This window comes from Nonomuraea sp. ATR24 (assembly GCF_041950485.1).
GTDB classification, from domain to species: domain Bacteria; phylum Actinomycetota; class Actinomycetes; order Streptosporangiales; family Streptosporangiaceae; genus Nonomuraea; species Nonomuraea ceibae.
Map to the genome: position 1 here is coordinate 256,521 of NZ_JBGNUU010000006.1, position 26,542 is coordinate 283,062.

24 protein-coding genes are annotated in these 26,542 nt (G+C 73.2%); 12 read left to right on the plus strand and 12 right to left on the minus strand.

The window, feature by feature from the left end; all coding sequences use genetic code 11:
- Positions 1-9: 9 nt before the first annotated feature.
- Positions 10-603 carry a hypothetical protein gene (locus ACBI99_RS18390; protein WP_375072829.1) on the plus strand — a complete coding sequence of 198 codons (594 nt, stop codon included), beginning with the start codon at positions 10-12 and terminating at the stop codon, positions 601-603.
- Positions 604-794: 191 nt separating this feature from the next.
- On the opposite strand, the gene ACBI99_RS18395 is transcribed toward ACBI99_RS18390, so the two are convergent.
- Together ACBI99_RS18395 and ACBI99_RS18400 are read right to left on the minus strand one after the other, a co-directional pair.
- Positions 795-1,529, minus strand: a complete 735-nt coding sequence (locus tag ACBI99_RS18395) for an alpha/beta hydrolase (protein ID WP_375072830.1) — start codon at positions 1,527-1,529, stop codon at positions 795-797.
- 291 nt (positions 1,530-1,820) lie between these two features.
- Positions 1,821-2,405 (minus strand): TetR/AcrR family transcriptional regulator, encoded by a 585-nt coding sequence (locus ACBI99_RS18400; RefSeq protein ID WP_375072831.1) that lies wholly within the window; start codon positions 2,403-2,405, stop codon positions 1,821-1,823.
- 123 nt (positions 2,406-2,528) lie between these two features.
- Between ACBI99_RS18400 and ACBI99_RS18405 the strand changes: the two genes are divergently transcribed.
- Positions 2,529-4,058 (plus strand): MFS transporter, encoded by a 1,530-nt coding sequence (locus ACBI99_RS18405; RefSeq protein ID WP_375072832.1) that lies wholly within the window; start codon positions 2,529-2,531, stop codon positions 4,056-4,058.
- Positions 4,055-4,903, plus strand: a complete 849-nt coding sequence (locus tag ACBI99_RS18410) for an alpha/beta fold hydrolase (protein WP_375072833.1) — start codon at positions 4,055-4,057, stop codon at positions 4,901-4,903. Before ACBI99_RS18405 ends, ACBI99_RS18410 begins: the two co-directional genes overlap by 4 nt.
- Before the next feature lie 3 nt (positions 4,904-4,906).
- Here the strand turns inward: ACBI99_RS18410 and ACBI99_RS18415 are convergent, their stop codons facing one another.
- Positions 4,907-5,284 carry a helix-turn-helix domain-containing protein gene (locus tag ACBI99_RS18415; protein ID WP_357592298.1) on the minus strand — a complete coding sequence of 126 codons (378 nt, stop codon included), beginning with the start codon at positions 5,282-5,284 and terminating at the stop codon, positions 4,907-4,909.
- A gap of 56 nt (positions 5,285-5,340) precedes the next feature.
- Between ACBI99_RS18415 and ACBI99_RS18420 the strand changes: the two genes are divergently transcribed.
- Positions 5,341-6,567 carry an MFS transporter gene (locus ACBI99_RS18420; RefSeq protein ID WP_375072834.1) on the plus strand — a complete coding sequence of 409 codons (1,227 nt, stop codon included), beginning with the start codon at positions 5,341-5,343 and terminating at the stop codon, positions 6,565-6,567.
- Here ACBI99_RS18420 and ACBI99_RS18425 read toward each other — a convergent pair.
- A complete protein-coding gene (locus ACBI99_RS18425) occupies positions 6,564-8,096 on the minus strand; it encodes an MFS transporter (protein WP_375072835.1) in 1,533 nt (510 codons plus the stop codon). The genes ACBI99_RS18420 and ACBI99_RS18425 overlap by 4 nt on opposite strands.
- A gap of 73 nt (positions 8,097-8,169) precedes the next feature.
- On the opposite strand from ACBI99_RS18425, the gene ACBI99_RS18430 reads away from it, so the two are divergent.
- Positions 8,170-11,262, plus strand: coding sequence for a BTAD domain-containing putative transcriptional regulator (locus tag ACBI99_RS18430; RefSeq protein WP_375072836.1), 3,093 nt, complete (start codon positions 8,170-8,172; stop codon positions 11,260-11,262).
- A 23-nt stretch (positions 11,263-11,285) separates the two neighbouring features.
- On the opposite strand, the gene ACBI99_RS18435 is transcribed toward ACBI99_RS18430, so the two are convergent.
- Positions 11,286-12,389 carry a hypothetical protein gene (locus ACBI99_RS18435; protein ID WP_375072837.1) on the minus strand — a complete coding sequence of 368 codons (1,104 nt, stop codon included), beginning with the start codon at positions 12,387-12,389 and terminating at the stop codon, positions 11,286-11,288.
- A 149-nt stretch (positions 12,390-12,538) separates the two neighbouring features.
- A complete protein-coding gene (locus ACBI99_RS18440; RefSeq protein ID WP_375072838.1) occupies positions 12,539-14,029 on the minus strand; it encodes an alpha/beta fold hydrolase in 1,491 nt (496 codons plus the stop codon).
- Between the two features lie 348 nt (positions 14,030-14,377).
- Between ACBI99_RS18440 and ACBI99_RS18445 the strand changes: the two genes are divergently transcribed.
- Complete coding sequence (locus ACBI99_RS18445) at positions 14,378-16,177, plus strand: thiamine pyrophosphate-dependent enzyme (RefSeq protein WP_375072839.1); 1,800 nt, start codon at positions 14,378-14,380, stop codon at positions 16,175-16,177.
- A 24-nt stretch (positions 16,178-16,201) separates the two neighbouring features.
- Here the strand turns inward: ACBI99_RS18445 and ACBI99_RS18450 are convergent, their stop codons facing one another.
- Both ACBI99_RS18450 and ACBI99_RS18455 read right to left on the minus strand, forming a co-directional pair.
- Entirely contained in the window at positions 16,202-16,429 is a 228-nt protein-coding gene (locus tag ACBI99_RS18450) for a hypothetical protein (RefSeq protein WP_375072840.1), read from the minus strand.
- Positions 16,426-17,631 (minus strand): glycosyltransferase, encoded by a 1,206-nt coding sequence (locus ACBI99_RS18455; RefSeq protein WP_375072841.1) that lies wholly within the window; start codon positions 17,629-17,631, stop codon positions 16,426-16,428. Before ACBI99_RS18455 ends, ACBI99_RS18450 begins: the two co-directional genes overlap by 4 nt.
- Before the next feature lie 74 nt (positions 17,632-17,705).
- Between ACBI99_RS18455 and ACBI99_RS18460 the strand changes: the two genes are divergently transcribed.
- Positions 17,706-18,332, plus strand: a complete 627-nt coding sequence (locus ACBI99_RS18460; RefSeq protein ID WP_219516945.1) for a TetR/AcrR family transcriptional regulator — start codon at positions 17,706-17,708, stop codon at positions 18,330-18,332.
- Positions 18,333-18,356: 24 nt separating this feature from the next.
- Here ACBI99_RS18460 and ACBI99_RS18465 read toward each other — a convergent pair whose 3' ends face one another.
- Positions 18,357-19,022: a response regulator transcription factor gene (locus tag ACBI99_RS18465; protein WP_219516947.1), complete on the minus strand. Its 666-nt coding sequence runs from the start codon at positions 19,020-19,022 to the stop codon at positions 18,357-18,359.
- Entirely contained in the window at positions 19,019-20,158 is a 1,140-nt protein-coding gene (locus ACBI99_RS18470) for a sensor histidine kinase (RefSeq protein WP_375072842.1), read from the minus strand. Before ACBI99_RS18470 ends, ACBI99_RS18465 begins: the two co-directional genes overlap by 4 nt.
- 157 nt (positions 20,159-20,315) lie before the next feature.
- Here ACBI99_RS18470 and uidA point away from each other — a divergent pair, with 157 nt between their 5' ends.
- The 3 genes from uidA to ACBI99_RS18485 are packed head-to-tail and all read left to right on the plus strand — an operon-like array spanning position 20,316 to position 23,778.
- On the plus strand, positions 20,316-22,061 hold the full coding sequence (gene uidA, locus ACBI99_RS18475; protein WP_357592274.1) for a beta-glucuronidase: 1,746 nt from the start codon (positions 20,316-20,318) through the stop codon (positions 22,059-22,061).
- Positions 22,058-23,410: a glycoside-pentoside-hexuronide (GPH):cation symporter gene (locus tag ACBI99_RS18480; protein ID WP_375072843.1), complete on the plus strand. Its 1,353-nt coding sequence runs from the start codon at positions 22,058-22,060 to the stop codon at positions 23,408-23,410. Before uidA ends, ACBI99_RS18480 begins: the two co-directional genes overlap by 4 nt.
- Positions 23,386-23,778, plus strand: a complete 393-nt coding sequence (locus tag ACBI99_RS18485; RefSeq protein ID WP_375072844.1) for a hypothetical protein — start codon at positions 23,386-23,388, stop codon at positions 23,776-23,778. The genes ACBI99_RS18480 and ACBI99_RS18485 overlap by 25 nt, the downstream gene beginning before the upstream one ends.
- Before the next feature lie 60 nt (positions 23,779-23,838).
- On the opposite strand, the gene ACBI99_RS18490 is transcribed toward ACBI99_RS18485, so the two are convergent.
- Entirely contained in the window at positions 23,839-24,669 is an 831-nt protein-coding gene (locus tag ACBI99_RS18490) for an alpha/beta fold hydrolase (RefSeq protein ID WP_375072845.1), read from the minus strand.
- 94 nt (positions 24,670-24,763) lie between these two features.
- On the opposite strand from ACBI99_RS18490, the gene ACBI99_RS18495 reads away from it, so the two are divergent.
- Positions 24,764-25,216: a winged helix DNA-binding protein gene (locus ACBI99_RS18495; protein ID WP_375072846.1), complete on the plus strand. Its 453-nt coding sequence runs from the start codon at positions 24,764-24,766 to the stop codon at positions 25,214-25,216.
- A gap of 27 nt (positions 25,217-25,243) precedes the next feature.
- Here the strand turns inward: ACBI99_RS18495 and ACBI99_RS18500 are convergent, their stop codons facing one another.
- Entirely contained in the window at positions 25,244-25,648 is a 405-nt protein-coding gene (locus ACBI99_RS18500) for a VOC family protein (protein WP_375072847.1), read from the minus strand.
- A 259-nt stretch (positions 25,649-25,907) separates the two neighbouring features.
- On the opposite strand from ACBI99_RS18500, the gene ACBI99_RS18505 reads away from it, so the two are divergent.
- Positions 25,908-26,507, plus strand: a complete 600-nt coding sequence (locus ACBI99_RS18505; RefSeq protein ID WP_375072848.1) for a hypothetical protein — start codon at positions 25,908-25,910, stop codon at positions 26,505-26,507.
- Positions 26,508-26,542 lie beyond the last annotated feature (35 nt).

The window sequence follows — 26,542 nt, forward strand, 5'->3', positions numbered from 1 at the left end:
GGAGAGCCTGTGAGTGTTTCCCCCCTCGTCAGCGCCGCCGTGCGCCCGCCGCGCGTGCTCGGATACTCGCTGATCCTGGGCCTGGTCTTCGCCGCGGCCTGGTTCGGCTTCACCGCGGTCAGGGCCCGGGACGGGCGCATGCCGATCACCGACTGGCTGGATCCGATGCTCGCCGGCTCGACGCTGCTGGTCATGCTGGGGGCGATGGCGGCCCTGATCGCCCTGTGGCCGCAGCTGCCCGCCACCCGGCTGCGCACCGCGGTCGTCACTCTGCTGATCGTCTCCGAGTGGGTCTACCTGGCCGGGGAGATCCTGTCCAACACCCTCACCGTTGGCGAACCGCCGTCCGACGTCGGCGGCCTGCTGGAGATCGCCGCCGGAGCCGCTGCCGCGGTGGCCCTGGTCATGGCTGCCGTCGCGCTGTCGGGACCGGCCTGGCGCCAGAACCGTCCGGCGGCCGCGGCCGTCACCCTCGCCGCCGTGCTCCTCGCCCTCGGCATGACCTGGTGGTTCACCCACCCGATCGACCAGAGCGCCCCGGGGACGCCTTCGTGCGTCCCCGGGAACGCCCTCTACAACGCCTTCCACCGGGCGAGCTGCTGATCGCCGGGTAGGTCGCCCAGCTCGACGGGGCTCTTGACGCCGAGGGCCGTGCTCGTGATGTGGGCGGCCCGGCTGATGGAGGCGGTGGTGGCCGGGCGGCGCCCCGACCGGCCGGTGGTGGGCCGACCGGCCGGGGCGGTGGTGCGTCTTGCCTGCCCACGCTGTCGAGGAGGGCCGGAGCTTGTCCTCGATCAGCGCAGATGCCGGGCGAAGAACCCGGCCGCGTCCTCCCCGGCGAACTGCGGGACGCCGGTGTGCCCGCCCATGTTGGCGTGCAGCGTCTTCTCCTTGGAGCCGAAGGCGTCGAACAGGTCCAGGGCCGCCTGCCTGTCGTTCCCTTCGTCATCCCACTGCAGCAGGACATGCAGCGGAATGGTGACCTGCCGGGCCTCCTCGAACATGGTGCGCGGCACGAAACTCCCGGCGAAGAGGCCGGCGGCCACGATGCGCGGCTCGACCACCGCGAGCCGGATGCCGATGGAGATCACGCCCCCCGAGTATCCGACGGGGCCGCCGATCCCGGGCAGCGACAGGAGGGCGTCCAAGGCGGCCTGCCATTCCGGGACCGCTCTGTCGACGAGCGGGAGGACGAGGGCGTCGATGATCTCGTCGCTGACCGGTTCGCCGGCCTTCATGGCCCGGCGCAGGTCGGCGCGGGCCTGCTCGGCGCCGGCCAGGCGGGGCCGGTCACCGCTCCCGGGGAGCTCGATGGTGGCCGCGGCGAAGCCGCCCGCCACGGCGCTCCGGGCCCGCGCCACCAGCCGGGGGTACATCCTGTCCAGTCCGAGCGGGGGGTGGCCGAGCAGGATCAGTGGGACCGGTGCGGGCGCGGACCAGGGCGTCCACAGGAAGCCGGGGATCTCATCGAGGGTGAACGCGCGTTCGACGACGCCGTCGTCGAGGCGCTGCTCAGAGGTGAATCGCATGGTCGTGCCCTTCGGGAGTGCTCTTGAACGGCGCTCCCGGACGACCTATCGCCCGGCCGTGACCCCGGAGGGGAGCACCCATGTCGATACTGTGTCCACGGGTACCACCTCCTCGTTGTCTCGCACGGCCTCCAGAAAGCTAGCAGCGGCCGCCGCGGTCCGCCAACGGGTTTTCGCGAAGGCGGAGAGCCGCTGAGGCGGGGGCCGGCGGAGGCATGGCGGCGCATCGCCGGTGATCCAGTGGACCCCCCACGGCCGGCCGTCCCCTGACGCTCGAACGGCGCGGGCGGCCTACTGCGGGCGGGTCCAGGAGTCGGCGGTGTCGGCCAGCTCGTCCAGCGCCGCCTCGACCCGATCCTTGTCACCGGTCGTCAGGTAGTCGATCTGCAGGCCGGCGTAGGCGGCGTTGAGCAGGGTGGCCTTGCGCAGCGCCGCCTCCTCGGGCACGCCGTGCGCGCGTAGCACGCCGGCCACGAACTCGGCGCGGTCGCCGAGCATCTTGGGCACGTACGGGCCGGACAGGCGGCCCGCGGCCGAGAGGCCCTCGATCTCGTGCAGCAGCCGGACCATCGGCAGGTCCTCGCGCAGGTGCCAGGCCCACGAGGCGCGCACCACGTCGCCCAGGCCCAGGCCGCCGCTCGTCCCGGGGTCGGGCAGCGCGCCCACGCGTCCCCTCTGGCGCTCGTCGAGGTGGGCGAGGATGGCGCTGATCAGCTCGTCCTTGCCGGCGAAGTGGTGGGTGAGCACGTAGGTGCTGTGGCCGAGCGCCTTGGCCAGGGGGCGCAGGGAGAGCTGGGCGATGCCGTGCTCGGCCAGGTAGCCGACGATCGCGTCGAGCAGCTCCTCGCGGCGCTGTGGATCGCGGGGCCTGGCCACGTCCGCCTTCCTTTCGCTGGGCAGGCGCCCAGTCTATTCGCATGACGACTGTTTTGTTCAATTAGCATGACGGTCGTTATGCTAACGGCTCCTCGCCGTCGAACGCCCTCTCGGAGGTGCCCCATGCCCCCACCCGCGCCGGGACCCTGCCGTCCGCCAGAGGATTGCGGGCATCCTCGGCGGCGGGGGATCCTGGTGGCGCTGTGCGCGGCGCTCCTCGTCATGAGCGTCAGCGTGATGGCGGTGACCATCGCGCTGCCGTCCATCGCGGTGGACCTGCGCGCCACCACCTCACAACTGCAGTGGATCACCGAAGCCGCCGTCCTGGCCCTGGCGTCGCTGCTGGTCGCGATGGGCGCCGTGGCCGACCGAGTCGGCAGGCGGCGGGTGCTGCTGGCGGGAGTGGCCGTGTTCGCGCTGGCCTCGGTCCTGGCCGCCCTATCCCGGACGCCGGAGCAGCTCATCGCCACCCGGGCGCTCCAGGGCGTGGGCAACGCGATGATCACCCCGGCCACGCTGGCGATCGTCCGCGCCGTCTTCCCCCGCGCGGAGCTGCCCAGGGCGCTGGCCGCCTGGGGCGTCGTCGCCAGCCTCGGCGTGGTGCTGGGGCCGCTGACGGGCGGGCTGCTCGTGGAGGGCTTCGGCTGGCGTTCGCTGTTCGTGGCCAACGTGGCCGTCCTGGCGGTCGCCGCCCTCGCCATCGCGTACATGGTCCCGGCCGACGCCCGGCCGCGCCGGGGCGCCACCGGCCGGCTGGACGTGATCGGCGCGCTGCTGGTGTCGGGGGCGTTCGTGGCCACGGTGCACGCGGTGATCGAGGCCCCGTACCGGGGGTGGCTCGGCCCGGCCACCCTGGCGGAGGCGGCCGGGGCGGTGGCGCTGCTGTCCGCGTTCGCCGTGCGTCAGCGGCGGGCGCGGCATCCGCTGCTCGACCTGGGCATGGTGCGCGCCCGCTCGTTCTGGCCGGCCGCGCTCGCCGCCGCAACCGGGTTCTTCGCGCTGATGGGCGTGCTGTTCCTGATCACCCAGTACCTGCAGGACGTACGCGGGCACTCCCCGTCCCAGGCGGCGCTGCTCCTGCTGCCGGTCGCGGTGGCGCAGCTCGGGGTGGCGCCGCTGGTGGCCAGGGTGGTCGCACGGCGTGGCGTACGGTCCACGGCGGCGGCCGGACTGCTGGTGCTGGCGGGCGGCGCGGCGCTGATGGCGGCCGGGATCCGATCCGGCCAGTACGCCGCCGTGATCGCGGGCCTGGCCGTGCTTGCCGCCGGCAACGCCGTCACGGTGAACGCCTGCGCCACCGCCATGCTGGGCTCGGCCCCCGAGCGCCGTGCCGGGTCGGCCGCGGCCGTGAACGAGACGGCGTTCAAGGTGGGCGGAAGCCTGGGCGTGGCCGTGCTCGGTGGCCTGGCCGCCGCCCACTTGACCGCGCGGCTGCCCGCGCATCAGGCCGCGTCGATCTCCGGCGCCCTCGACGCGGCCCGCCACCTGGGCGGGACGGACGGCGCCCGGCTGGCCACCGCGGCGACCGGCGCGTTCACCGACGCCTTCGCCCAGGCCGCCACCGTCACCGCGATCCTCGCCACGGCCGTCGGCGCCCTGACCGCCCTCCTCCTGCGCGATCCTCCAGCCACGAAAGGACACCACGGCTCATGAACAGGATGACCGAGCACTTCACCACCGTCCGCGGCCTCCGCCTGGCCTGGTTCGACTCCCACCCCGCGACCGGCGGCGCCCGTGGTGATGGGTCCGAGGGCGGGGCGCCGGTGGTGCTCGCCCTGCACGGGCACTTCGGCCGGGGCCGCAACTTCGCGCCGCTGGCCGCCGCCCTGGCCCCCCGCTACCGCGTGATCGCCCTGGAGCAGCGCGGTCACGGCCACAGCGATCGCGGCGACGGCGACTTCAGCCAGGACGCCTACGTGGCCGACGCCGCCGCCTTCCTGCACGGGCTCGGCCTGGGGCCGGTCGTCGTGCTCGGCCACTCGATGGGCGGCGTCACCGCCTTCCGGCTCGCCGCCCGCCACCCCGGCCTCGTACGGGCCCTGATCGTGGAGGAGGCGGGCGCGCTCAACCGGCGGCCCGAGATCCCGCACCCCGTCCTCGACGTGACCGGCTGGCCCCGCCGCGCCCCCACCCTGGACGCCCTGCGCCGCGCCATCGAGGCCCAGGGCATCCCGGACGCGAGCTACTTCCTGGAGAGCGCCGTCGAACACCCCGACGGGTGGGGGCTGCTGTTCGACTGCGACGACATGATGGCCTCGCAGGAGGCCCTGGTCGGCGACTGGTGGCCCGGCTGGCTCGGCTCCGCCTGCCCGGCCCTGCTGATCCACGGCCTGGACAGCTTCGTCCTGCCCACCGCGATGGCCCGGCAGATGGCCGAGCGCCGTCCGGGCACCGTGCTGCGCGAGCTCGCCGGCTGCGGCCACTGGGTCCACGACGACGCCCCGGCCGCCTTCGCCGCCACCGTACGGGAATTCCTGGACACCGCCGCAGGCGCCTGACCGCTACCGGTGCGTCGGGGCGGGCGGGGCCGCGGCTTGGGCGCGGGCGCGTTCGATGTCGGGGACGTGGGTCTCGGCCCATTCCCGGATGGCGCGCAGGGGAATCAGCAGGGACCGGCCGAGGTCGGTGAGGGCGTACTCGACATGCGGGGGATTCGCGGGGATCTCCGTGCGGGAGATCAGGCCGTCGTACTCCATCGCGCGAAGCGTCTCGGTGAGCGCCTTCGGGGTGATGCCCCGGATGTGCGCCTTGAGCTCGGTGAAGCGCATCGGCCTGTCGTCCAGCGCGTTGACGATGAACACCGTCCAGCGCGCCCCGATCCGGTGCAGAACGGTGCGACTGGGGCAGGTCGCGGCCATGATGTTGTAGGCCTTGCCCATGCGCAGCTCCCGGTAGCGTTGTAGATACCGGTATAGAATCTATACCGTCCCGGGTTGTGTCCCATCCCGATCACACGGCCCGTCCACCGGCAGCCCGGCACCGCCGCTTCCTCGCAGCGATCACCATCGACTCGATCGGCACCGGTGTCTTCGTCCCCGTCTCGATGCTGTACTTCCTGGCCACGACGCCGCTGACGCTGGTGCAGGCGGGCGCGGCGCTGACGACGGCGGGGCTGCTGGCGCTCCCGGCGGGCCCGCTGGCCGGAGGACTGGTCGACCGCTACGGCGCCAAGCCGGTCCTGCAGGCGGCGAACCTGGCCCAGGCGCTCGGCTTCGCCGGATATCTGGCCGTGGACCAGCCCTGGCAGATCGCCGTCTGCGCCTGGCTGAACAGTGCCGGGCGGGCGGTGTCCTTCAGCTGCTACGGCGTCACCATCACGGCGCTGGCCGAGCCCGGCCGGCGGGAGCGCTGGTTCGGTCTCCTCGGGTCGGTGCGCAACCTCGGCTACGCGCTCGGCGGCCTGCTGTCCGCCGTCGCGGTCGGCGTCGGCACTCCAGGCGTCTACGCCGGGATCGTGATCGTCAACGCCTCCTCCTACGTCCTCGCCTACGTCCTGATGCGCGCCGTGCCGGACGTCCGTCCCGAGGCGCGTCAGGACGCCGCCGGAGGCTGGGGGCACGTGATCCGGGACCGGCGGTACCTGTTGCTGGTCGCGCATCAGCTGTGCTTCGCGATCTCCCTGTTCGCCCTCAACATCGCGATACCGGTCTACGCCGTGGACGTGCTGGACCTGCCCGGCTGGACCGCAGGCACGGTCTTCACGCTCAACACGCTGATGGTCGGCTTCGGGCAAGGACTCGTCCTCGGGTGGCTGCGCGGGCGGATCCGCAGCCGCGTCCTCGTCGCCGGACACGCCTGCTTCGCGGCCGGCTACCTCCTGTTCCTCGCCGCCGGCCACGTGGACGCGCTCGCCCTCGCCGTCGGCCTCGTGCTGCTCGGCGCGGCCGGTTACACCTTCGGTGAGCTCCTCGGCGGCCCCGTCACGTCGACCGTCGCCGCGGAGAGCGCCCCGGACGCTCTCCGCGGCCGCTACCTGGCCCTCCACCAGCTCGCCGTGACTGTCGCGGGAGCGCTCGCCCCGGCCGCGCTCGCCGGACTGCTGTCCGCCGGGGCGGCGGCGATCTGGCTGACCCTGGCCGGCGTGAGCGTCCTCGGAGCCACGCTCGCCACGACGATCGGCAGCGCGGTCCCGGCGGCGCGCACCCGCATCGGAGGCTTCTAGTCGCCTTCGGCGCTGTGGGGGCGTACCCGGCGGAGGGTGACCAGCACGAGCCCGGCGATGCCCAGCAGGACGGCGGCGCTGATGACGGTCACCACGGTCATGCCCGCCACGAACGCCTCCCGGGCGGAGACGATCAGGTTCGTGCCGAGCGGGCCCGGCAGGTCCTGGGCGAGGGCGGCGGCGGTGGCGAAGCTGTCGCGAGCCGCCGTCGCCGCCGCGTGCGGCAGGCCCTCCGGCAGCGCGATCCGCGCGCTGTAGACGGCGGCGCCGAGGGTGCCGAAGACGGCGATGCCCAGCGAGGCGCCGAGCTCGCCGCAGGTCTCCTGCATCGCGGAGGCCGACCCGGCCCGCTGCGGGGGCACCGAGCCGACGATCAGATCCGTGCTGAGCACGAGCAGCGGGTTGATGCCGATCGCGACGACGACTCCGCCGGTGATGAGCAGCGCCAGGCCGGACTGCACGCCGAGGAAGGCGAGCGAGCCGTAGCCGGCCGCGGCGATCACGAGCCCGGCCGCGATCACGCGGGCGGGCGGATGCCGGCGCGCGATCAGTGGCGCGGCCATCGACCCCAGGATGGTGGCGGCGGCCAGCGGGATGAACCACAGCCCCGCCGTGAACGGTGACAGGCCCTCGACGAGCTGCAGGTACTGCGTGAAGTAGAACGTGAACGCGTACAGCGTCACCATGCCCAGCAGCATGCTCGTCAGCGCGCCGGTGAAGCGGCGGTCGGCGAAGAGCCGCAGATCCAGCAGCGGGCTGGCGAGCGACCTCTGGCGGCGGACGAACACCACGGCGACGGCCGCGCCCGCCGCCACGAACAGCAGGGGTACGACCTGCGGCCCGTCCTTGGCGATCTGCTTGACGCCGTGGACGACCGGCAGGATCGCGGCCAGGGACAGCGCGGCGCTGATCAGGTCCAGCCGCCCGGCCGAGGGATCGCGGTACTCCGGCAGCAGCCAGGGCCCGCAGACCAGCAGCAACAGCATCACCGGGACGCCCAGCAGGAAGACCGACCCCCACCAGAACCGCTCCAGCAGCGCGCCGCCGACCGCGGGCCCGATCGCACCGCCGAGGGAGAACGACATCAGCCAGATCGCGATGGCCATGGACCGTTGCCGGGGATCGGGGAACATGTTCGTGATGAGCGACAGCGTGGAGGGGGTGAGGGTCGCGCCGGCGAGACCGAGCAGCGCGCGGGCCACGATCAGCATTTCCGGGCTGGTCGACAGGGCGGCGAGCACGGAGGCGCCGAGGAACGCGGTCGCGCCGATGAGCAGCAGCCGCCGCCGGCCGACCCGGTCGCCCAGCGTGCCCATCGTGATCAGCACACCGGCGATCATGAAGCCGTAGATGTCGGTGATCCACAGCAGCTCGGTGCCGGTGGCGCCCAGGTCCGCGCCGAGCTGGGGGAGGGCCATGTAGAGGACGGTCATGTCGAGCGCGAGCAGGATCGTCGGCAGCGCGAGCACGGCCAGCCCGATCCAGGCGCGCGTGCCGGCCCGCGCGGAGGGTTGTGCGTGTGTCAGCATGCCGCCACGGTGTACGAGGCCGGTTGTGATCCGGTTCTGAACGGGTTCCGGCCGTGGCGGCTAGCGTGTCGGTATGCGGTTTCGGGTGCTCGGCCCGCTGGAGGTGCGGACCGACGACGACGTGCCGGTCAAGGTGCCGGAGTCGAAGGTGCGGCTGCTGCTGGCGATCCTGCTGAGCCACGACGGCCGGCCGGTGCCGGTGGACGCGCTCGCCGAGCACCTGTGGGGCTCCGCACAGCCCAAGGATCCCGCCGCCGTGCTGCGTACGAAGGTGGCGCAGTTGCGGCGGGCGCTCGAGAGCGCCGAGCCGGGCGGCCGGAACCTTGTGGAGTGGCGCGCCGGCGGCTACGCGCTGCGGGCCGCCGCCGGCGCGGTCGACGCCCGCGCGTTCGCGGCCCTGGCCGCGCGGGCGCGAGCGGGCGCGGACCCGCAGGCCAGGGCGGCGCTGCTGGCGGACGCGCTGGAGCTGTGGCGGGGCGAGCCGTACGCCGGCTTCTCCGCCGAGCCGTGCCTGCAGGGCGCGATCGCCCAGCTCGCCGAGCAGCGGCTGGCCGCGATCGAGGAGCGCGCCGAGGCCGAACTGGAGCTGGGCCGGCCCGCGGAAGTCCTGGACGAGCTGGCCGAGCAGGTTCGGCGGCACCCGCTGCGCGAGCGGCTGCGCGCCTGCCACATGCGCGCGCTCTACCAGGCCGGGCGGCAGGGGGAGGCCCTGGCCGACTACCACGACCTGCGCGTACGGCTCGCCGACGAGCTCGGCGTCGACCCGTCACCCGCCGTGGCCGCCGTCCACCAGGCGATCCTCCGGCAGGACGCCGCGCTGGAGCCGGCCCGCCCCCGCACGGACCTGCCGGTTCCGCTCACCGAGCTGATCGGCAGGGACGAGGAGATCGCGCGGGTAGCGGAGCTCGTGCACGCCGGCCGGCTGGTGACCCTCACCGGGCCGGGCGGCGTGGGCAAGACGCGGCTGGCGGTCGCCGTCGCCGACCGGCTGGCCGCGGCCTTCCCCGGCGGGGTCCACCTGGTCGAGCTCGCGGCGCTGGACCATCCCGCGCACACCGGCGCGCCGCCTGCGCCCGCCGACGTGGCCACCCTGATCGCCGCCACGCTCGGGCTCACCAGGGCCACGGGTCCCGGTTCGCGTGGGCAGCCCGTACCGCCCACGGACCGGATCGTCACGGCCGTGCGCGAGCGCCGGACGCTGCTGGTGCTCGACAACTGCGAGCATGTGGTCGAACCGGTCGCCGAGATCGCCGGGCGGCTGCTGGCCGGCGCGCCCGGGCTGCGCGTCCTGGCCACCGGCCGGGAGCCGCTGGGCCTCTCCGGCGAGCGGCTGCACGTGGTGGCCCCGCTGGCCGTGCCGGAACAGGACGCACCCCTCGCCGGCATCGCCGGCGCCGACGCGGTGCGGCTGTTCACCGCCCGTGCCGCGGCCGCCGGCGGGTTCGTCCTGGACGAGACCACCGCCCCGGCCGCCGCCGCGATCTGCCGCCGGCTGGACGGCCTTCCGCTGGCGCTGGAGCTGGCCGCCGCCCGCGTCCGGTCGCTCGGCGTGGCGGAGGTCGCCCGGCGGCTCGACAGCCGCTTCCGGCTGCTGACCCAGGGACGGCGCGACGCGCCCGCGCGGCAGCGGACCCTCCGCGCGGTGATCGACTGGAGCTGGGAGCTGCTGACCGAACCCGAACGGGTCGCGCTGTGCCGGCTCGCCCTGCATCCCGGCGGCTGCACCCTCGACGCGGCCGAGGCGGTGTGCGCGACCGGCGGCATCGCCGGTGAGGAGGTGATGGACGTGCTGGCCAGGCTGGTGGACCGGTCACTGCTGGTCGTGGCCGGCCACCGCTACCGGCTGGCGGACTCGGTCGCCGCCTACTGCGTCGAACGGCTCACCGAGTCCGGCGACCTGGCCGCCGCCCGCAGCCGTCACGCCGCCTACTACACCGAGCTCGCCGAACGCGCCGACGCGCACGTACGCGGCCCGGACCAGGAGCGATGGCTGGCGCTGCTGGACGCCGAAACCGTCAACCTGCGGGGCGTGCTCGACGACGCGGTCCAGAGCGGCGACGGCGCGGCGGCACTGCGGCTGGCCACCGCGCTCGCCTGGTACTGGATGCTCCGGGGCCGGCTGGAAGAGGCGCACCGCGCCTTCACCCACGCACTGCCGCTCGCCTCCACCGGGACCGGCAGGGCCTGGCACGCCGCCCTGTCGGTGATGACCGGCCACGACGCCGCGACGATGAGCGGTGACCCGCCGCCCACCGACGAGCCGATGGCGCTGTGGGTGCTCGGCTCCAGCCTGTTCGGGAGCGGTGACCTGCCCGGGAGCGAGCGGCTGACCCGGCGGGCGCTGGCCGCGTTCGAGGCCCGCGGCGACGAGTGGGGCGTCGCCGCGGCCCGCAACACGCTGGCCTGGCACCACCTGGCCCGTGGACGGAGCGCGGCCGCCGAGGGTGACGCGCGGCTCAGCCTGGCGGCCTTCGACCGGCTCGGCGACCCCTGGGGGCAGATGCTGGCCGTCGAGAGCCTGGCCGCGGCGGCCGAGGCCACCGGGCACTACCGGCGGGCCGCCGGCCTGTACGAGCGCAGCCTCGGCATCGCCGAGCGGCTCGGCCTGGCCGCGGAGATCCCGTTCAAGCTGTGCGGGCTGGCCGACGTCCACCTGTCCACGGGCGAGCACGAACAGGCCGGCCGGCTCTACGAACGGGCCAGGCGGCTGGCGGCCCGCGAGTCGGTCAGGCTGGCCGAGACGTACGCCCTGATCGGGCTGGGCCGGGTCGCCCGCCTGGCCGGCCGCCTCGAAGCCGCCGATGAGCACCTGCGCGCGGTGCTCGAACGACACCGGCGGCACGGCCACGAGCCGGGCATCGCGGCGGCGGCCATGACGGAGCTCGCCCTCACCACTCACGCTCGCGGGCACGCCGAGGACGCCCTCACGCTGCACGACCAGGCGTGCCGCGCCGCGCGGGCCGGCGGCGACCCGCGCACGCTCGCCCGGGCCCTGGAGGGCCGGGCCGGGACGCTCGCGCACCTGGGGGATCACCGCGCCGCCGCCCGGCTGCTCGACCGCGCCGCCGAGGTCAGGGCCGCCGTGCCCCTGTCACCCGCCGACCGCGAAGCCGTCGAGCGGACCACGGCGGCCGTACGCGCCGCGCTGGGGCCTGCCACGTCCTGATGACGAACGCCCGGCTCCAGGCGTCAGGAGACCTTCCAGGTCACGGGCTCGGCTCCCTCGGCGGTGGGGGAGAACGTGACGGTCACCGGCTTGTCACCCCGGTTCACGAGGTAGACGCCGCACTGCCGGACGCTCTTGCCGGGCTTCACCATGCCGTAGGGCACGGAGGATTCGCACCCCTTGGGGCCGTTGCTGCCGATCGCGATGAGCGTGAGCCTGGGCACGGTGCCGCCGCTCTCGGTGCGCAGGACGACCGCCTTGTCCATGCCCGGGTACAGCTTGGACGTGCCGTTGTTGCGGTACTCCAGCGTGACGAAGTACGCCGTGGCGGCCTTCTGCCTGGCGTTCAGGCGGTAACCGGCGAGCGCGTCGGCGCCGGCTCTGCGCACGCTCTTCGGCGTGACGGTCAGCGGCACGTCCCTGCCCCGCGTGTCCTTCCACGTCACCTCGGCCGGCTTGCCGGCGGGCAGCACGCCGCCGCCCAGGTCGCCGCCCTCGACCTTCCAGATCCGGGTGCCGGACTCGTCGGCGTAGGAGACGGCGGCGGGCTTGGCGTCCTGGGGGAGCATGACGACCCGGCACTCGGTCGCCGCCTGGCCGGCGGTCAAGGTGCTGGGGGCCTTCGTGCGGTTGCACGTCTCCAGCGGGCCGGCGCCGGGGGAGGCCAGGGGGTTGCCGGCGAAGAACGAGACAGGCCGGCCGGCGGTGCCGTCGGCGAGCGCCAGGCGGAAGTTCCTGACCGCCTGGGCGCTCTTGACGGTGCCGGACCCGGAGTTGGTGATCGACACGGTGAGATAGTGCGGCACCATCCCCTGCACGTCGTCGTCGAGCCGCACGCCCTTGAGGTCGTCGACCGAGCCGCGCTTGAGCGTGGCCGGGTGGAGCGTCAGCTTGTGCGCCTTGTCGTCCCGGTCGGTGAGGCCGGCCCGCCGCGGTGTGGTGTCGAGCGCCAGCGGCGTCCCGGCGGAGGCGGCCTTGTCCGTCTCCGGCTTGCCGCCGCTGGTGGTCCCGCTGGTGCCCTCGCTGGTGGCGGGGCCCCCGCAACCGGCCAGGAGCAGGGCGAGAACGCCCGCTCCGGCGATGGCGCTGGTCCGTCGGCTGACGCGCTGCACTGTAACTCCCGTCACGCTGGTGGTCCTTCGCGACTCCGGTCGCATCGGAACCACCCTAAACGCCGCGCAGGAGCGGGCGGCGGTCCGCACGCGATGCGCGATGTCGGACACCGGGTGCCGTGCCGGGCCGACGGCGGCCCGGCACCTTCACACCGTTGTGCCGCCTAGCCTTGCGGCTTCTCCGCCGGGCAGCGGGTGCCCTGGGCGGGGACGGTCCGCGAGATCAGATAGGTGTCCATGGCCACCGTCGTGCACTCGGACCTGCCGTAGACCCCGTGGCCCCAGCCCTCGTACGTGAGGAGGGTGGCCTTGGGGCCGAGTTGCCGGGCCACGTTGGCCGACCACTCGTACGGCGTGGAAGGGTCGTGCACGGTGGTGGTCACCAGCAGCGGGGCGCTGCCCCGGTACCGCAGCGGGTGCTGCGGGTTGTTGACCGGGTGACCCTGGCAGATCGGCATGTCGCCCATCGGCATCGGGTTGTACCGCATGTCCGGCGCCACAGCGTTGGAGGCGCGCATCACGTCGGCGTACTCGCGGTAGCCCCGCAGCGTCAGGTTCCAGTCCGAGCACAGGATCGCGGTGGGCAGCTCGGCGTGCTTGCCGTTCACGGGCCAGTTGCCGGGAGGGCCGGGCATGTCGTCCGGCACCGGACCGCCGTCCAGCGCGCGCAGCACCTCGGCCTCCAGCCGCCAGGCGGGCCCCTCGTTGAGGATCACGCCGAGCCACAGCAGGTTGTGGCCCTTCACCGGACGGCCGTCGCCCGGCCACAGCAGCTCGCCCCGGTCGGCCTTTTCGAGCAGGTTCTTCCACAGCGCCCGGACGTCGCGACCGTGCAGGACGCACTCGCTGTCGCGCTCGCACCAGGCGGCGAACTCGTCGAAGCTGTCCTGAACGGCGGCCGCCTCGCTGACCTGGAACGCCTTGGCGTCCAGGCTGTGGTCCATGTTGCTGTCCAGCACCATGGCGCGGACGCGGTGAGGGAACAGCTCGGCGTACATCTGCTGGGCCAGCGTCCCGTAGGAGACGCCGTACGAGGTCAGCTTGTCGTCGCCGAGCGCGGCGCGGATGGCGTCCATGTCCCGGGCCACGTTGACCGAGTCGAGGTGGTCGTACACGGGGCCGGTGAGCTTGCGGCAGTCGGAGCGCAGCCGCGCGTCGAACAGGAACCACTTGAGGTAGTCGGCCTGGCTGGTCATGACCGGGTACGGCATCTTGTTGTACACCGAGGCCGAGCACGTCACCGAGCCGCTGCGGGCGACGCCGCGAGGGTCGAAGCTGACGATGTCGAAGCGCCGCTGGATGTCCTCGCTGAAGCCGGACGGCCGCAGGATGCCGTTCACGCCGGAGTTGCCGGGGCCGCCCGGGTTGCTCAGCAGGGAACCGATCCGCGCGGACGGGTCGGTGGCCTTGCGGCGGGCCAGGGCCAGCTTGACCGTGGGCCCAGAGGGCTTCGACCAGTCGACGGGCACGGTCAGGGTGCCGCACTCGACCGTGGGTTCCTCCTCGCACGGCCCCCAGGTGATGCCGCGCTTGCCGACGGCATCCGTGACGTCCTGCCCGGTCACCGCCGCGCCGGCCGTCCCCGCCATCGGGACGGTTAACAGCGTCGTCATCATCATGAGGGCGGTGGCGAGCAGGGGAGTTCTTCTCAGCACATTGCTCCTATCCTCGATCGGCGCGTCGACCGGCACGCGGAGCTGCTCGCACGGCGCATGATCGGCCCTGACCTCGCCGTACCGCCGCGCCTCAGTGACCCGTGGCGGGGCCGTTGACACGCCTCTCTTCGATCATGACTCTCGAATCTAACAGGCAACCGCCGCATCGTGGGCAGATCCCTCGCATTAGGACCAATATGGCGCGAAAGGTGGGCTGGGCGGCGCGGCCGGTGCGAGCAGGCTTATTGTTCGGCATGCGCCCAGGCAGCGTTCGCACAAGGCGCACCACCGTCGCGCCGGCACGGGTATGGACGGCTTGATGCCGTTCCCGCCGCAAGGAGCAGTGTGATGCCCAGGACGACCTCGGACCTCATCGTGGAACGGCTCCTGGAATGGGGCGTCGACACTTGTTTCGGGATCTGCGGCGATGCCGTCAACGGGTTCTTCGAGGCTCTGCGCACCCACCCGCAGATGCGGTTCGTCCACGTACGGCATGAGGAGTACGCCGCGATGGCGGCGGTCGGGTACGCCAAGTTCACCGGCCGCCCGGCCGCCTGCGTGGCCACCTCGGGGCCGGGCGCGCTGCATCTGATGAACGGCCTGTACGACGCGAAGATCGACGGCGCGCCGGTGCTGGCGATCACCGGCATGACCTACCACGACCTGGTCGGCACGCATTTCCTCCAGGACGTCGACAACGACAAGGTGCTGGAGCCGGCCTGCGTGTTCAGCGAGCGGGTGATGGGGCCGGCGCACGCGGTCGCGGTGACCGACCGCGCGGTGCGGGCCGCGCTCCAGCGCCGCGCGCCCGCGCACCTGACGATCCCCATCGACATCCAGTCCTGGACCGAGGAGCAGGACACGGTGTCGGAGAAGAACGTTCCCGGCCACACCTCCACCGCCGGTCAGCGTCATGTCCAGGTGCCGGCCGAGGACGACATCATGCGCGCGGCGGAGCTGCTCAACTCCTGCGCCCGCGTCGCCGTCCTGGCCGGGGCGGGCGCCCGGTTCGGCGCCGGGGAGCTGGTGGAGCAGGTCGCCGAGACGCTGGGCGCGCCGATCGCCAAGGCGGGGCTCGGCAAGGACGCCGTTCCCGACGACAGCCCGTTGTGCACCGGCGGCATCGGTTTCATCGGCACCCGCGCCTCCCAATGGGCGATGGAGAACTGCGACGGCTTCCTCATCGTGGGCAGCAGCACGCCGTTCTACGACTTCTGGCCCGAGCCCGGCCAGGCGCGGGCGGTGCAGATCGACGTGGCCGGGGACCGGATCGGCATGCGTTACCCGGTCGAGGTCGGGCTGTGCGGCGACGCCGGGGCCACGCTGGCCCGGCTCCTGCCCATGCTGCGGGTGCGCCAGGACCGCTCGTTCGCCGAACGGGCCCGCGAGCTCTACGACGAGTGGTGGCGGCTCCAGCAGCGGCGCGCCGCCGACCCCGCGGTGCCGATGAAGCCGCAGGCGGTGACCTGCGCGCTCAGCGAGCTCATCCCGGACGGGACGATCCTCACCGGGGATGCGGGGACGGTCAGCTCCTGGGGGTCGCGGGTGATGCTGCGCCGTGGCATGCAGTTCTCGTTCTCCGGCACGTTGTGCTCGATGGGCTCGGCTCTGCCGTACGCGGTCGGCGCCCAGATCGCCTACCCGGACCGGCCCGTGATCGCGGTCGTCGGCGACGGCGGCCTGACGATGTGCCTGGGGGAACTGGCCACGCTCACGCAGCACCGGCTTCCGGTCAAGGTGATCGTCCTGCGCAACGACACGCTCGGCCTGGAAGTCTGGGAGCAGAACGCGTACCTGGGCAATCCGCAGTACGCCTGCGACCTGTCACCCGTCGACTTCGTCAAGATCGCCGAGGGCTGCGGGCTGAAGGGGTTCCACGTCGCGGAAGGCGGCCGGGTACGTGACGTGCTCGCGCAGGCTCTCGCCCACGACGGGCCGGCGCTCGTGGAGTGCCTGGTGGACCCGTACGAGCCGCCGTTCGGGGAGACGGTCAAGCCGTCCCAGGTCGCCAAACTGGTCCAGGCGTACGCGCGGGGCGAGAAGGCCGCCGCTCCCATGGCCGCCAACCTGCTGGCGCCGGGCCGTCCCGCCCTCTCCCCGGGCGTCGCCCGGCACGGCGACGACCTCGGCGCGTACACCCGCCCCTGACCAGCTCACCGGCCGGTTCGAGGGTTACCAGGCCGCGTGGATCTCCGGGAGGAATCCCAGGGCGCCGGGGGACGCGGGGCGGATCAAGGGGGTGATCCGCCCGTCGTCGACTCTGCTCAGCGGCTCTGCGTTCCCCGCGAGCAGCAGATGCTTCCCCGTGCCGTCGTAACGGATCAGGTTCCAGCGCGCGCCCACGTCGCCGTCGTGGCTCCTGTCCAGCAGGGTGCGGTTGCCTGGTGAGACGAAGGTCATACCGCCGAGAAGCGGTTCACCGCCTCGACCACGGGCGCCGCGCCGTCCTCCGCCGAGACCCGGGCCGCGAGGGCCTGGGCCCGGTGCCGGTAGGCCGGGCCGGTGACCGCTGTCGTGAGCGCGGCGGCCAGCCGCGCGGGCGTCAGGCGGCGAAACGGGATCGCGGCCGGGGCCACGCCGAGTGCCACCAGCCTGGACGCCCAGAACGGCTGGTCGTTCATGACCGGCACGGCCACGGCGGGCACCCCCGCCCGCACCCCGCTGCCGGTGGTGCCGCTGCCGCAGTGGTGTGCGACGGCGACCACCCGGGGGAACAGCCAGTCGTGCGGCACGTCACCGACCGCCAGCACCTCGTCGGAGAGGAGCCCCCGCAGGCCGGTCTGCAGCACGCCGCGCAGCCCGGCCCGCCGCAGCGCGCGCACGGCCAGCTCCGTGTACTGCTCGGCCCGCGTGCCGGCCAGGCTGCCGAAGCCGACGAAGACCGGCGCGGGCCCCGACGCCAGGAAGTCGAGCAGCACCCGATCCGGCCGCCAGCCGCGCGGCCGGGGCGGCCACCAGTAGCCGGTGACCTCCAGCCCCGGCCGCCAGTCGGCCGGACGCGGCAGCACCAGCGGGCTGACCCCGTGGAAGACCGGCCAGCGCCTGCTCTCCCGCTGCCGGTAGACGGCCCGCGGGGTCATCGGGGGCAGCCCCAGCCGGGCTCGCGTCCTCGTGCTCAACCCGGCGAGCACCGGCCCGGCGGCGGGCGACTCGAACGCGAGCCGGGCCGCCCTGCGGTTCGCCCACCGGCCCAGTGACCGCCGGAACGGGCTCGTGACCGGCGGGAAGTCCCCGGTCGGGTCGACCGGCTGCAGGTACACCCCCATGCTGGGCACTCCCATCGCCTCGGCGAGGTGATACCCCGGCGTGCCCGCCAGGCCGAGCAGGAGCAGGTCGGCCTCCTGCCCGGCAAGCCCGGCCAGGCCCTCCACGAGCTGCTCGCCGTACTCCTTGACGGCGCTGATGGAGAAGCGGCCGGTCAGCGCGCGGAGCGGGTCCCCGGGAAGCGGGAGGTACCCCAGGCCCGCGTCCGTCACCAGCTCCGTGTACGGCTCGTGCGCGGCGATCGTCACGTGGTGCCCGGCCTCGCGTAACCGCACCCCCAGCCCCGCGTACGGCCCCACGTCCCCGCGCGTTCCGACTCCGATGATCAGAACCCGCATCGGATCCCCCGTCTCCCTCGTTTGTCATACAGTCGCATGATAAAGGGACGCGACGGTTTTTACCATGCAGTCGCATGAGAAAGTGGTGGAACATGCCGAAGATCGTCGACCACGATGCCCGGCGGCGGCACATCGCCGAGGCCGTGCACCGCGTCATCCACGACAAGGGCATGGAGAGCGTCAGCTTGAGGGAGGTCGCCGCCGAGGCCGGCGTGTCCATGGGGACCGTCCAGTACTACGTCACGACGAAGGACCAGATGCTGCTGCTGGCGCTGGAGCGCCTCGCGAGCTGGATCGGCGAGCGGGTCGCCGCCGTCGCCGCGCGGCAGTCCACGCCGCTCGACGTGCTGCGGGCGACCGTTCTGGAGCTGCTGCCCCTGGACGAGGAGCGCAGCTACCTGAACCGCATCGGGCTGGCGTTCCAGGCGAGCTCGGTGGTGTCCGAGAACCAGGCGGCCGCGATGCGGGCTGGGTATGCGTCCCTGCTGTCCTTTCTCGCCGGGCAGATCAGGGCCGCCCAGGCCGCCGGGCAGCTCGCCGCCCACCTGGACGCCGGGAAGGAGGCGAGCATGCTGTACGCCTTCGCGCAGGGCATCGTGAACGCCACCCTGGTCGGCCACTACACGCCCGAGGACGTCGCGGCGCTGCTCGACCACCAGCTGGCACGGCTCGTGGCCGGTTGGACTCCGGACTCCACGTAGGCCCCGTCGTATCGGTGGCCTCGCTCAGGCGCCGCCCGGCCGGGTCAGGCCCGACTCGTAGGCGGCCATCACCAGCTGAGCCCGGTCACGCGCGCCCAGCTTGGCGAGGATGCGCCCGACGTGGGACTTGACGGTCAGCGGGCTCAGCACCAGTCGCTCGGCGAGCTCGTCGTTCGACAGCCCCGCCGCGATCAGCACCAGCACCTCCCGCTCGCGGGCGGTGAGCTCGCCGACGCGGCCGGCCACCGCGAGCCCCACGTCGGGCATGCTGACGACGCGGGCGATCAGCGATCGCGTGGCGCCGGGCGACAGCAGCGACTCCCCGGCGGCCACGGTGCGGATGGCGTCGAGCAACTGGACGGGCCGGGCGCTCTTGGCCAGGAAGCCGCTCGCGCCGGCCCGCAGCGCCCGCACGACGTTCTCCTCGGTCTCGAACGTGGTCAGCATCAGCACCCGCGTGGCGGTCAGGTCGCCGTCGGCGCAGATGCGCCCGGTCGCCTCGATGCCGTCGCCGTCGGGCATGCGGATGTCCATGACGACCACGTCCGGGCGGCTCGCCCGCGTCGCGTCGACGGCCTCGGCGCCGGTCGCGGCCTCGCCGACCACCTCCATGCCGTCCGCGGCGGCCACGAGCTGGGCGAAGGCGCCACGCACCAGGTCCTGGTCGTCGGCGAGAACCACGCGGATCACGGGGTACGGTCGTCCTTCCAGGGGAGCACGGCCACCACCCGGAACCTGTCGTCCTCGGTGGCGCCCGCGGTGAGCGAGCCGGAGACCGCTCGCGCGCGTTCGGTCATGCCCAGGATGCCGTAGCCGGCCTCTCCCCGCGCGGGCCGGTTGTCGTTGGCGATCAGCAGGCGCAGGTCGCGGGGGGAGTAGGAGATCTCCACCTGTACGTCGCTGCCGGGCGCGTGCCGGGCGGCGTTGGTGAGCGATTCCTGGAGGATCCGGTACGCGGACAGTCCCACGGCCTGCGGCACGGCGGGCGGCGGCTCACCGGTGGTGCGGATCCGCAGGGCGAGCCCGGCGGCGCGGGCCCGGTCCATCAGCTCCGGCACCTCGTTCAGGCCGGGGACAGGCGCGGCGCCGTCCGCGCCAGTGCCGTGACCAGCGCCGTGACCTGTGCCGTGACCAGTGCCGCGCAGCACGCCGAGTGTGGCCGACAGGCCGCCCATGGCCTCCTGGGCCGCCTCGTCGATCACCTCCACGGCCTGGGCCAGGCTTTCCGCGGTGCCCAGATGGCGCGCCACGGACGCCTGCACGCCGATGACCGAGATGCTGTGGGCCAGGATGTCGTGCAGCTCGCGGGCGATGTGCAGGCGTTCCTCCATGACCCGGCGCCTGCCTTCCTCCTCCTGCTCGCGCTGGAGACGCCGGGCCCGCTCCACGGCCGCCGCCGCCGTCTCCCTGCGCGCCCGGACGACCTCCGCCGCCACCAGCGCGAAGCCGATCCAGCCGAACGCCCCGACGGCCCCGGCCGGACCGAGCGGCCCCGCCCAGAACGCGACCGCGCCCAGCAGCCCAGCACAGGCGGCGCCGATCACCACGCCGCGGATCCGCGAACCCGCGGACACGGCGGTGAACAGGGCCACCATCAGCGCGGGTATCAGCGGCTCGTGCGGATAGCCCTGCGTCACGTACGCGATCAAGGCGGCGAACGAGGCGACGAGGGCCGTCAGCGGCCACCGGCGCCGCACCGTCAGCGGCGCCACCACGGCCACCGCCAGCGCCACGGCCAGCGCCGACGGCGGGCCGCTCTCCACGCTGATCGCCATCAGCGCCGCGCCGAGCAGCGCGGGGGCGGCCAGCGGGCTCAACCACTTCACGAGCGCTTCACCCGCCCATCATGGCGCGACCCGCGCCGGGGCGTCGTCCTCCCCAGGTAGGCATCCCGCTGCTCCCACGGGAGGAACGGCAGGTGCCGACCGTGGTCGGCTGCGCCGGACCGCCCGGCAGGGAGAGCGTTGCCCCATGCTTCGACCAGTGGAAACAGTGTCCAGGGAGACCAAGCCGCTCGACGGCGTGTGGCGCTTCCTGGTGGACAAGGACCGAGCCGGGCGGCACGAGCGGTGGTGGGCGGCCGACCTGCCCGGCGCGCTCGACATCCCGGTGCCGTCCAGCTACAACGACCTCTTCCCCGACCCGGCGATCCGCGATCACGTGGGGGACGTCTGGTACCAGACCGTGGTGCGGCCGCCGGCCTCGTGGGAGGGGAGGCGGGTGGTGCTGCGGTTCGACGCGGCGGCGCACCTGGCCACCGTCTGGGTGGGGGAGAAGGAGGTGGTCACGCACCGGGGCGGGTTCGTCCCGTTCGAGGTGGAGGTGACGGACCTGCTCCAGTACGGGAGGCCGAACCGTCTCACCGTCGCGCTCAACAACGAGCTCAGCCTGTCGGCCATGCCGCCCGGCCGGCAGTACCGCACCCCGGCGGGGGCGACCGCGCAGGCCCTGACCGGCGACTACTTCAACTACACGGGCCTGAACCGCCGGGTGTGGCTGTACGCGACGCCGCACGAGCACATCCAGGACGTCACGGTGCGGACGGATCTGGACGGCCCGGACGGCCTGGTGAGCTACGACGTGTTCACGTCGGCGCCCGGCGCGGTGACGGTGCGGCTGCTGGACGCCCAGGGCACGCAGGTCGCCGCCGGCTCCGGCCACGCGGGCGAGCTCGTCGTCCCCCGGGTGCGCCGCTGGGAGCCCGGCGAGGGCTACCTCTACCGGCTGGAGATCGGTTACGGCGAGGACGTCTACGAGCTGCCGGTCGGCGTCAGGACCGTGGCCGTACGGGGACGCGAGTTCCTGATCAACGGCAGGCCGTTCACCTTCCGGGGCTTCGGCCGCCACCAGGAGAGCCCCCTGCGCGGGCACGGCCACGACGACGTGGTCATGGTGCACGACTTCGCGCTGCTGGACTGGATCGGCGCCAACTCGATCAGGACCGCGCACTACCCGTACGCCGAGGAGGTGCTGGAGCACGCCGACCGGAACGGCATCGTGGTCATCGCCGAGCAGGAAGCCGGGATGATCAACCTCGCGATGGACTTCGGCCCGCGTACGGGCCCGGAGCCGCGGACGTTCGGCCCCGACGGGTTCGGCGCCGACGCGCGGGAGGCGTGCGCGACGTCGGTCCGCCGGCTGATCGAACGCGACAAGAACCATCCGAGCGTGGTCATGTGGTGCCTGTCCAACGAGCCGGACTCGGCGGCCGACGGGGCGCGGGAGTTCCTGGAGCCGATCGTCGAGCAGGCCCGCGAGCTGGACCCGACCCGGCCGGTGTGCTTCACCAACGTGTTCCTCGCCCCCGCCGACCAGGACCGGGTCACCGACCTGTTCGACGTGATCTGCCTCAACCGCTACTACGGCTGGTATCTCGACGGCGGCGATCTCGCCTCCGCGGAGCAGCGGCTGGTGCGGGAGCTCGACCAGTGGGCGGCGCGGCACGACAGCCCGATCCTCATCACCGAGTGCGGTGCGGAGGCGCTGCCCGGCGCGCACGAGGTGGCGGCCACGATGTGGACGGAGGAGTACCAGAGCGCGGTCCTGGAGATGGTCGCGCGGGTGGCCGACGCGCACGAGGCCGTGGTGGGCCAGCATGTGTGGAGCTTCGCCGACTTCCGCACCCGCCAGGAGATCATCCGCCCGGAGGGCAACCGGAAGGGGGTCTTCGACCGCGACCGGAAGCCGAAGGCCGCCGCGTACGCCCTCCGCAGGCGGTGGCGGTCGTGAGACGCCGCCACGTCGTCGGCTACGGGCTGGGGGAGGCCGCCAATCAGGCGGCCTTCGCCACCGTCACGCTGCTCCTGCTGTCCTACTACACCGACGTGGTCGCGATGAACGCCGCCGTCGCCGGGCTGGTCCTCATGCTCGTCAGGATCGCGGACGCGTTCTTCGACCTGTTCGCCGGGCGGCTCATGGACCGCACCGACACGCGGTGGGGCAAGTTCCGGCCCTTCCTGCTGGGCGGCGGGATCGCGCTGGCGGTCACCAGCGTGCTGCTGTTCACCGTGCCCGAGACGGGCGCGGGAGTGCGGATCGGGTACGCGGCCGGCACGTTCGCGCTGTTCGGCCTGGCCTTCGCCTTCAGCCAGGTGTCGCTGGGGTCGATGGCGGCGGCGATGACCCAGGACTCCCGGGAACGCGACCGGCTGGCGATGGTCCGCTCGATGTCGTCGTTCTTCGTCTATCTCCTGCTTTATGCGGTCATCGCCCCCCGGTTGGAGGGCGTGGCGGACCAAGGCCGCGCGTACCTGCTCGTCGTGGCCGCCGCCTCGGTGATCGCGGTGCTGCTGTTCGCCGGCGCGTTCGCCCTGACCGAGGAGACGGTCAGCCGCGCCGAACCCCGCATCACACTGCGGCAGAGCCTCGACGCCGTCCGGGCCAACCAGCCCCTGCTGGTCCTGTGCGGCAGCATGCTGGTGATGCTCGTCGGCTTCGAGACCTTCAACTTCGGCATGCTGTACTACGCCCGGTATCTCGCGGGCGGGGTCGACACGTTCACCGTGATGGCCATCGCGATGGCCGTCGGGCAGGGCCTGTTCAGCTGGCTCACGCCCAGGTTCAGCCGCCGTTACGGCAAGCGCGCCACCTACGTCGGCGCCGGGCTGGCCGCCGCCGCAGGTTATCTGGCGATGCCGGCCGTCGACCCGTCGCGGATGTGGCTGGTGCTGATCGTGCTCGGCGTGGCCTCGTCCGGCACCGCCGTGCTGCAGACCGTGATGCTGTCCTTGCAGGCCGACACGGTCGAGTACGGCCAGTGGCGCTCGGGCCACCGGGCGGAAGGCGCGATCTACGCGTTCTTCTCCTTCGCCCGCAAGGGCGGCAACGCCGCCGCCGCAGGGCTGGCCGGGCTCGTCCTCGCCGGGACCGGGTACGCCGCCAACGCCGCCGTGCAGCCCACCGGAGCGGAAGGGGGCATCCTCGCGCTCGTCGGCCTGATCCCCGCGGCGGGCTTCGCGCTCGCCGCGGCCTGCATGGTCTTCTACCGGTTCAGCGAGCGCGACTACCGGCGGGCCGTCGCCGCCATCGCCCGATCGGGACAGGAGGAGCGGCCGTGGCTCTCGCTCAAGGGCTCCTGATCGCCGGAATCCTGGTCAGCCTCATCAGTCTCGGGCAGACCGTCTCCCACCTGTGGGACGACGCCTACCTCGTGCCCGAGGCCAAGGACGGCGTCAAGCACGCGCAGTTCCACATGCAGCGCGAGGCCGTGGGCGACCTGGGGCACATCGCTGTGATGCTGCTCGTCATCCTCGCCCCCGCAAGTCAGCGCGGCCCGCTGCTGTGGTGGATCCTGGCCGCGACCATGCTGTCCTACTACGGCGCCTACTGGACGGGCCACCTGCTGATCGGCGTCGGGGCGCCGCACTGGTACGCCAGGAGCGTCCACCTGGTCGTGACCGCCTGCGGCGCCCTGGCGCTCGCCCTGTCCTACGGCGCCTACCACTGAGCGAACCGCCGCCCACCCGCTCGCCACGATGAAACCCCTGCTCGATGAAAAGCGGAGGAGTCAGGCGTTCTGCAGAACGCGCCGGAGCTGGGCGGCGTAGGCGCGGGGGTGGGTGGTGTTGCCGTTGTGGCCGCCGGGGAACTCGGTGACCTCGGCGCCGAGCAGCGTGGCCAGCTCCTGCGCGCAGCGATAGTCGAAGACCGTGCGCGGGGTGGCGCGGCCGACGGCGGGGACGATGCGGGCAGGGGTGTGCGCCAGCTCGCCGACCGGCAGGGTGTCGTCGATGACGGCGGTGAAGTCGTGCTCGATGAAGAAGCCGAAGTTGGCGATCCGCCCCGAGGTCATGGGCTGCGGCGTCAGGCCGGGCTCGGCATCGGGATGGGCCGGGTCGATGCCCAGGACCTCGGCGACCGCCTTGAGCGCCGGCGGGAGCCCTTCCTCGCGGTAGAGCTGCTGGATCTCGGCCAGCTCGGCCTCATGGCGGGCGCGGTCCGGGGCGGGCAGCAGGCGAGGCGCGACCGGCTCGTGCGCGATGAGGGTGCTGAGTTGGCCGGGGTGCTGGACGGCCAGGTGAAGGCCGATGACCGCGCCCAGGCTGCAGCCCAGCATGGCCGCCGGCTCGTCGGTGAGCGCGGCCAGCAGCCGGTGGACGTCGTCGGCGTGCTCGGCCATCGTCACACCGTTGCCGGGGTCGTCCAGGGTGCTGCGGGACAGGCCGCGCCGGTCGTAGGTGATCACGGTGTAGGCGTCGGCGAGCTGGTCGACGAGGTCGGCGCTGCGTCCGGCGTCGCCCTCGCCGCTCTGGGCGATCAGCAGCGTGGGGCCGTTGCCGCGCATCTCGTAGTAGAGGCCGGCGCCCGGGACGGGCAGGTAGCCGGTTGTCGTGGTCATGGGAGGGTCCTTTCACCTTGGCTCGCGATCACCATATTCCATCATTGTTGATACATCAAAACTGATGCATCGTTTTGGATGTAATCTCGGTCACGTGAACGGAGTGGACCTGTTCCTGCTGGGACGCACCCTGATGAAGATCGGCGAAGAGGCCCTGCCCACCGAAGGGCTGGGCGACCAGCCCGGGAGCACCCGGAGCGTGCTGATCGTGGTCAGCGACATCCGCGCGCACCCCGCCAGCGCGATCAGCGAGATCGTCACCCGCACCGGCCTGCCGCAGAGCGCCGTGTCGGCGGCGGTCGCCCGGCTGCGGGAGGCGGGCGCCGTCGTCACGGAGCCCGACGCCCGCGACCGCCGGCGACTCCGCGTCCGGCCCGCCCCGGAGTTCTCCAGCCGCGTGGAGCAGGTCCGCTCGACCGCCATCGACGCGGCCTTGGCCAAAGCGCTGGGCAGCGACGACCCGCACCGGGTCGCCGAGATCACCGCCCTCCTGGAGGAGCTCGCCCGGCACCTGTCCCCCCAGGCGCTCAGCCGTTTGCGCGACTGACCAGTGCGGGCCGCTTCCCCCGGGCGATCAGGGCCGCTGGGTGATGTTGACCATCCAGGTGATGCCGAACCGGTCCACGAGCGAGCCGGCCTCGTCGCCCCACAACTGCTTGTCCAGCGGCAAGGTCACGGTGCCACCGGCGGACAGCCGCTCGAAGTGGCCGCGAAGCACGGCGTCGTCGCCACCGAGGAAGACAGCGACGCTGTTGCCGGGAGTGTGGAGCATCCCGTCCCGGACGTCCCAGCCCATCAGCGTGTAGCCGTCCGGGGTGCGGAGCGTGGCGTGCATGATCCGGTCGGCGGGCGCGTCCGAGGAGCCGAAGTCGGCGTACGTGCCCATCTCCAGCTCACCGCCCAGGACGTCCCGGTAGAACTCCATCGCCTGCCGGGCGTTCCCGTTGAAGGCGAGGCAGGGGTTGAGCTGAGATCCCATGTGATGATCCTCCGAATGCGTGGGTTGCGGGAAGCCTCGCAGCGAATCACGACATCCTGTGTCGCGTATTCGCGCACGTTCTCCCACGCGCGGCCCGTCCAGGGCGAGAGCGCGGCGGAGGTACGGTTCTCGACCTGATCAGGCAGGACGTCGAGCTGATCCTGCATGAGTTCCGGGTGAGAGGTCACCCACACGGCCCCGTGCTCCTCGTGGGTAGAAGTTAGGCGCCGGCGACGGCCTGGTCTGGCAGGATGGCGGCGTGCATGCCGGGGTGCGGATCGGGCGTCCCGCGGTCCGCGCGCTGCGCGCCGCGGCCTTCACCGCCATCTGCGTGCTGGCCTCGGCCGCCCTGCACATGCTGGTCGGCGGCACCTCGATCAGGCCGGGCGCGCTCGTCGTCGCCGTGGCGGCGACCTGGGCGAGCGCCTACGCACTGGGTTCGCGCCAGCGTGGCCGGCCGACGCTGCTGGCCCTGTGCGGAGCCTCCCAGTGGGGACTGCACCAGCTGTTCGCCGCCGGTGAGCAGACCGCCTCGGCCATGCAGGCGATTCCGCAGAGCGGCCACGACCACGGCACCGGGTTCGGCATGCTGCTGATCCACGTCGCGGTCGCCCTCGCCTCGAGCTGCTGGCTGGCGCGCGGCGAGAGCGCGCTGGCGTGTGTCCTGCACCTGGCCGCCGTCGGGATGACCAGGTATTGGCGCCTGCTCATGGCGGCGCTCGCCGCGCCGACCGGCCCGCCGGTCACCACGCGTCCCCGCCTCACGCCGGCCTGGCCGGACACGGCCCGGCGCATCCCGGCGGCCCTGGTCCGTGCCGTCTCCCGGCGCGGGCCTCCGGCGCTCCGGCTCTGCGGCTGACGCACGCCGTACGGCCATCTCTGACATTTCCTCGA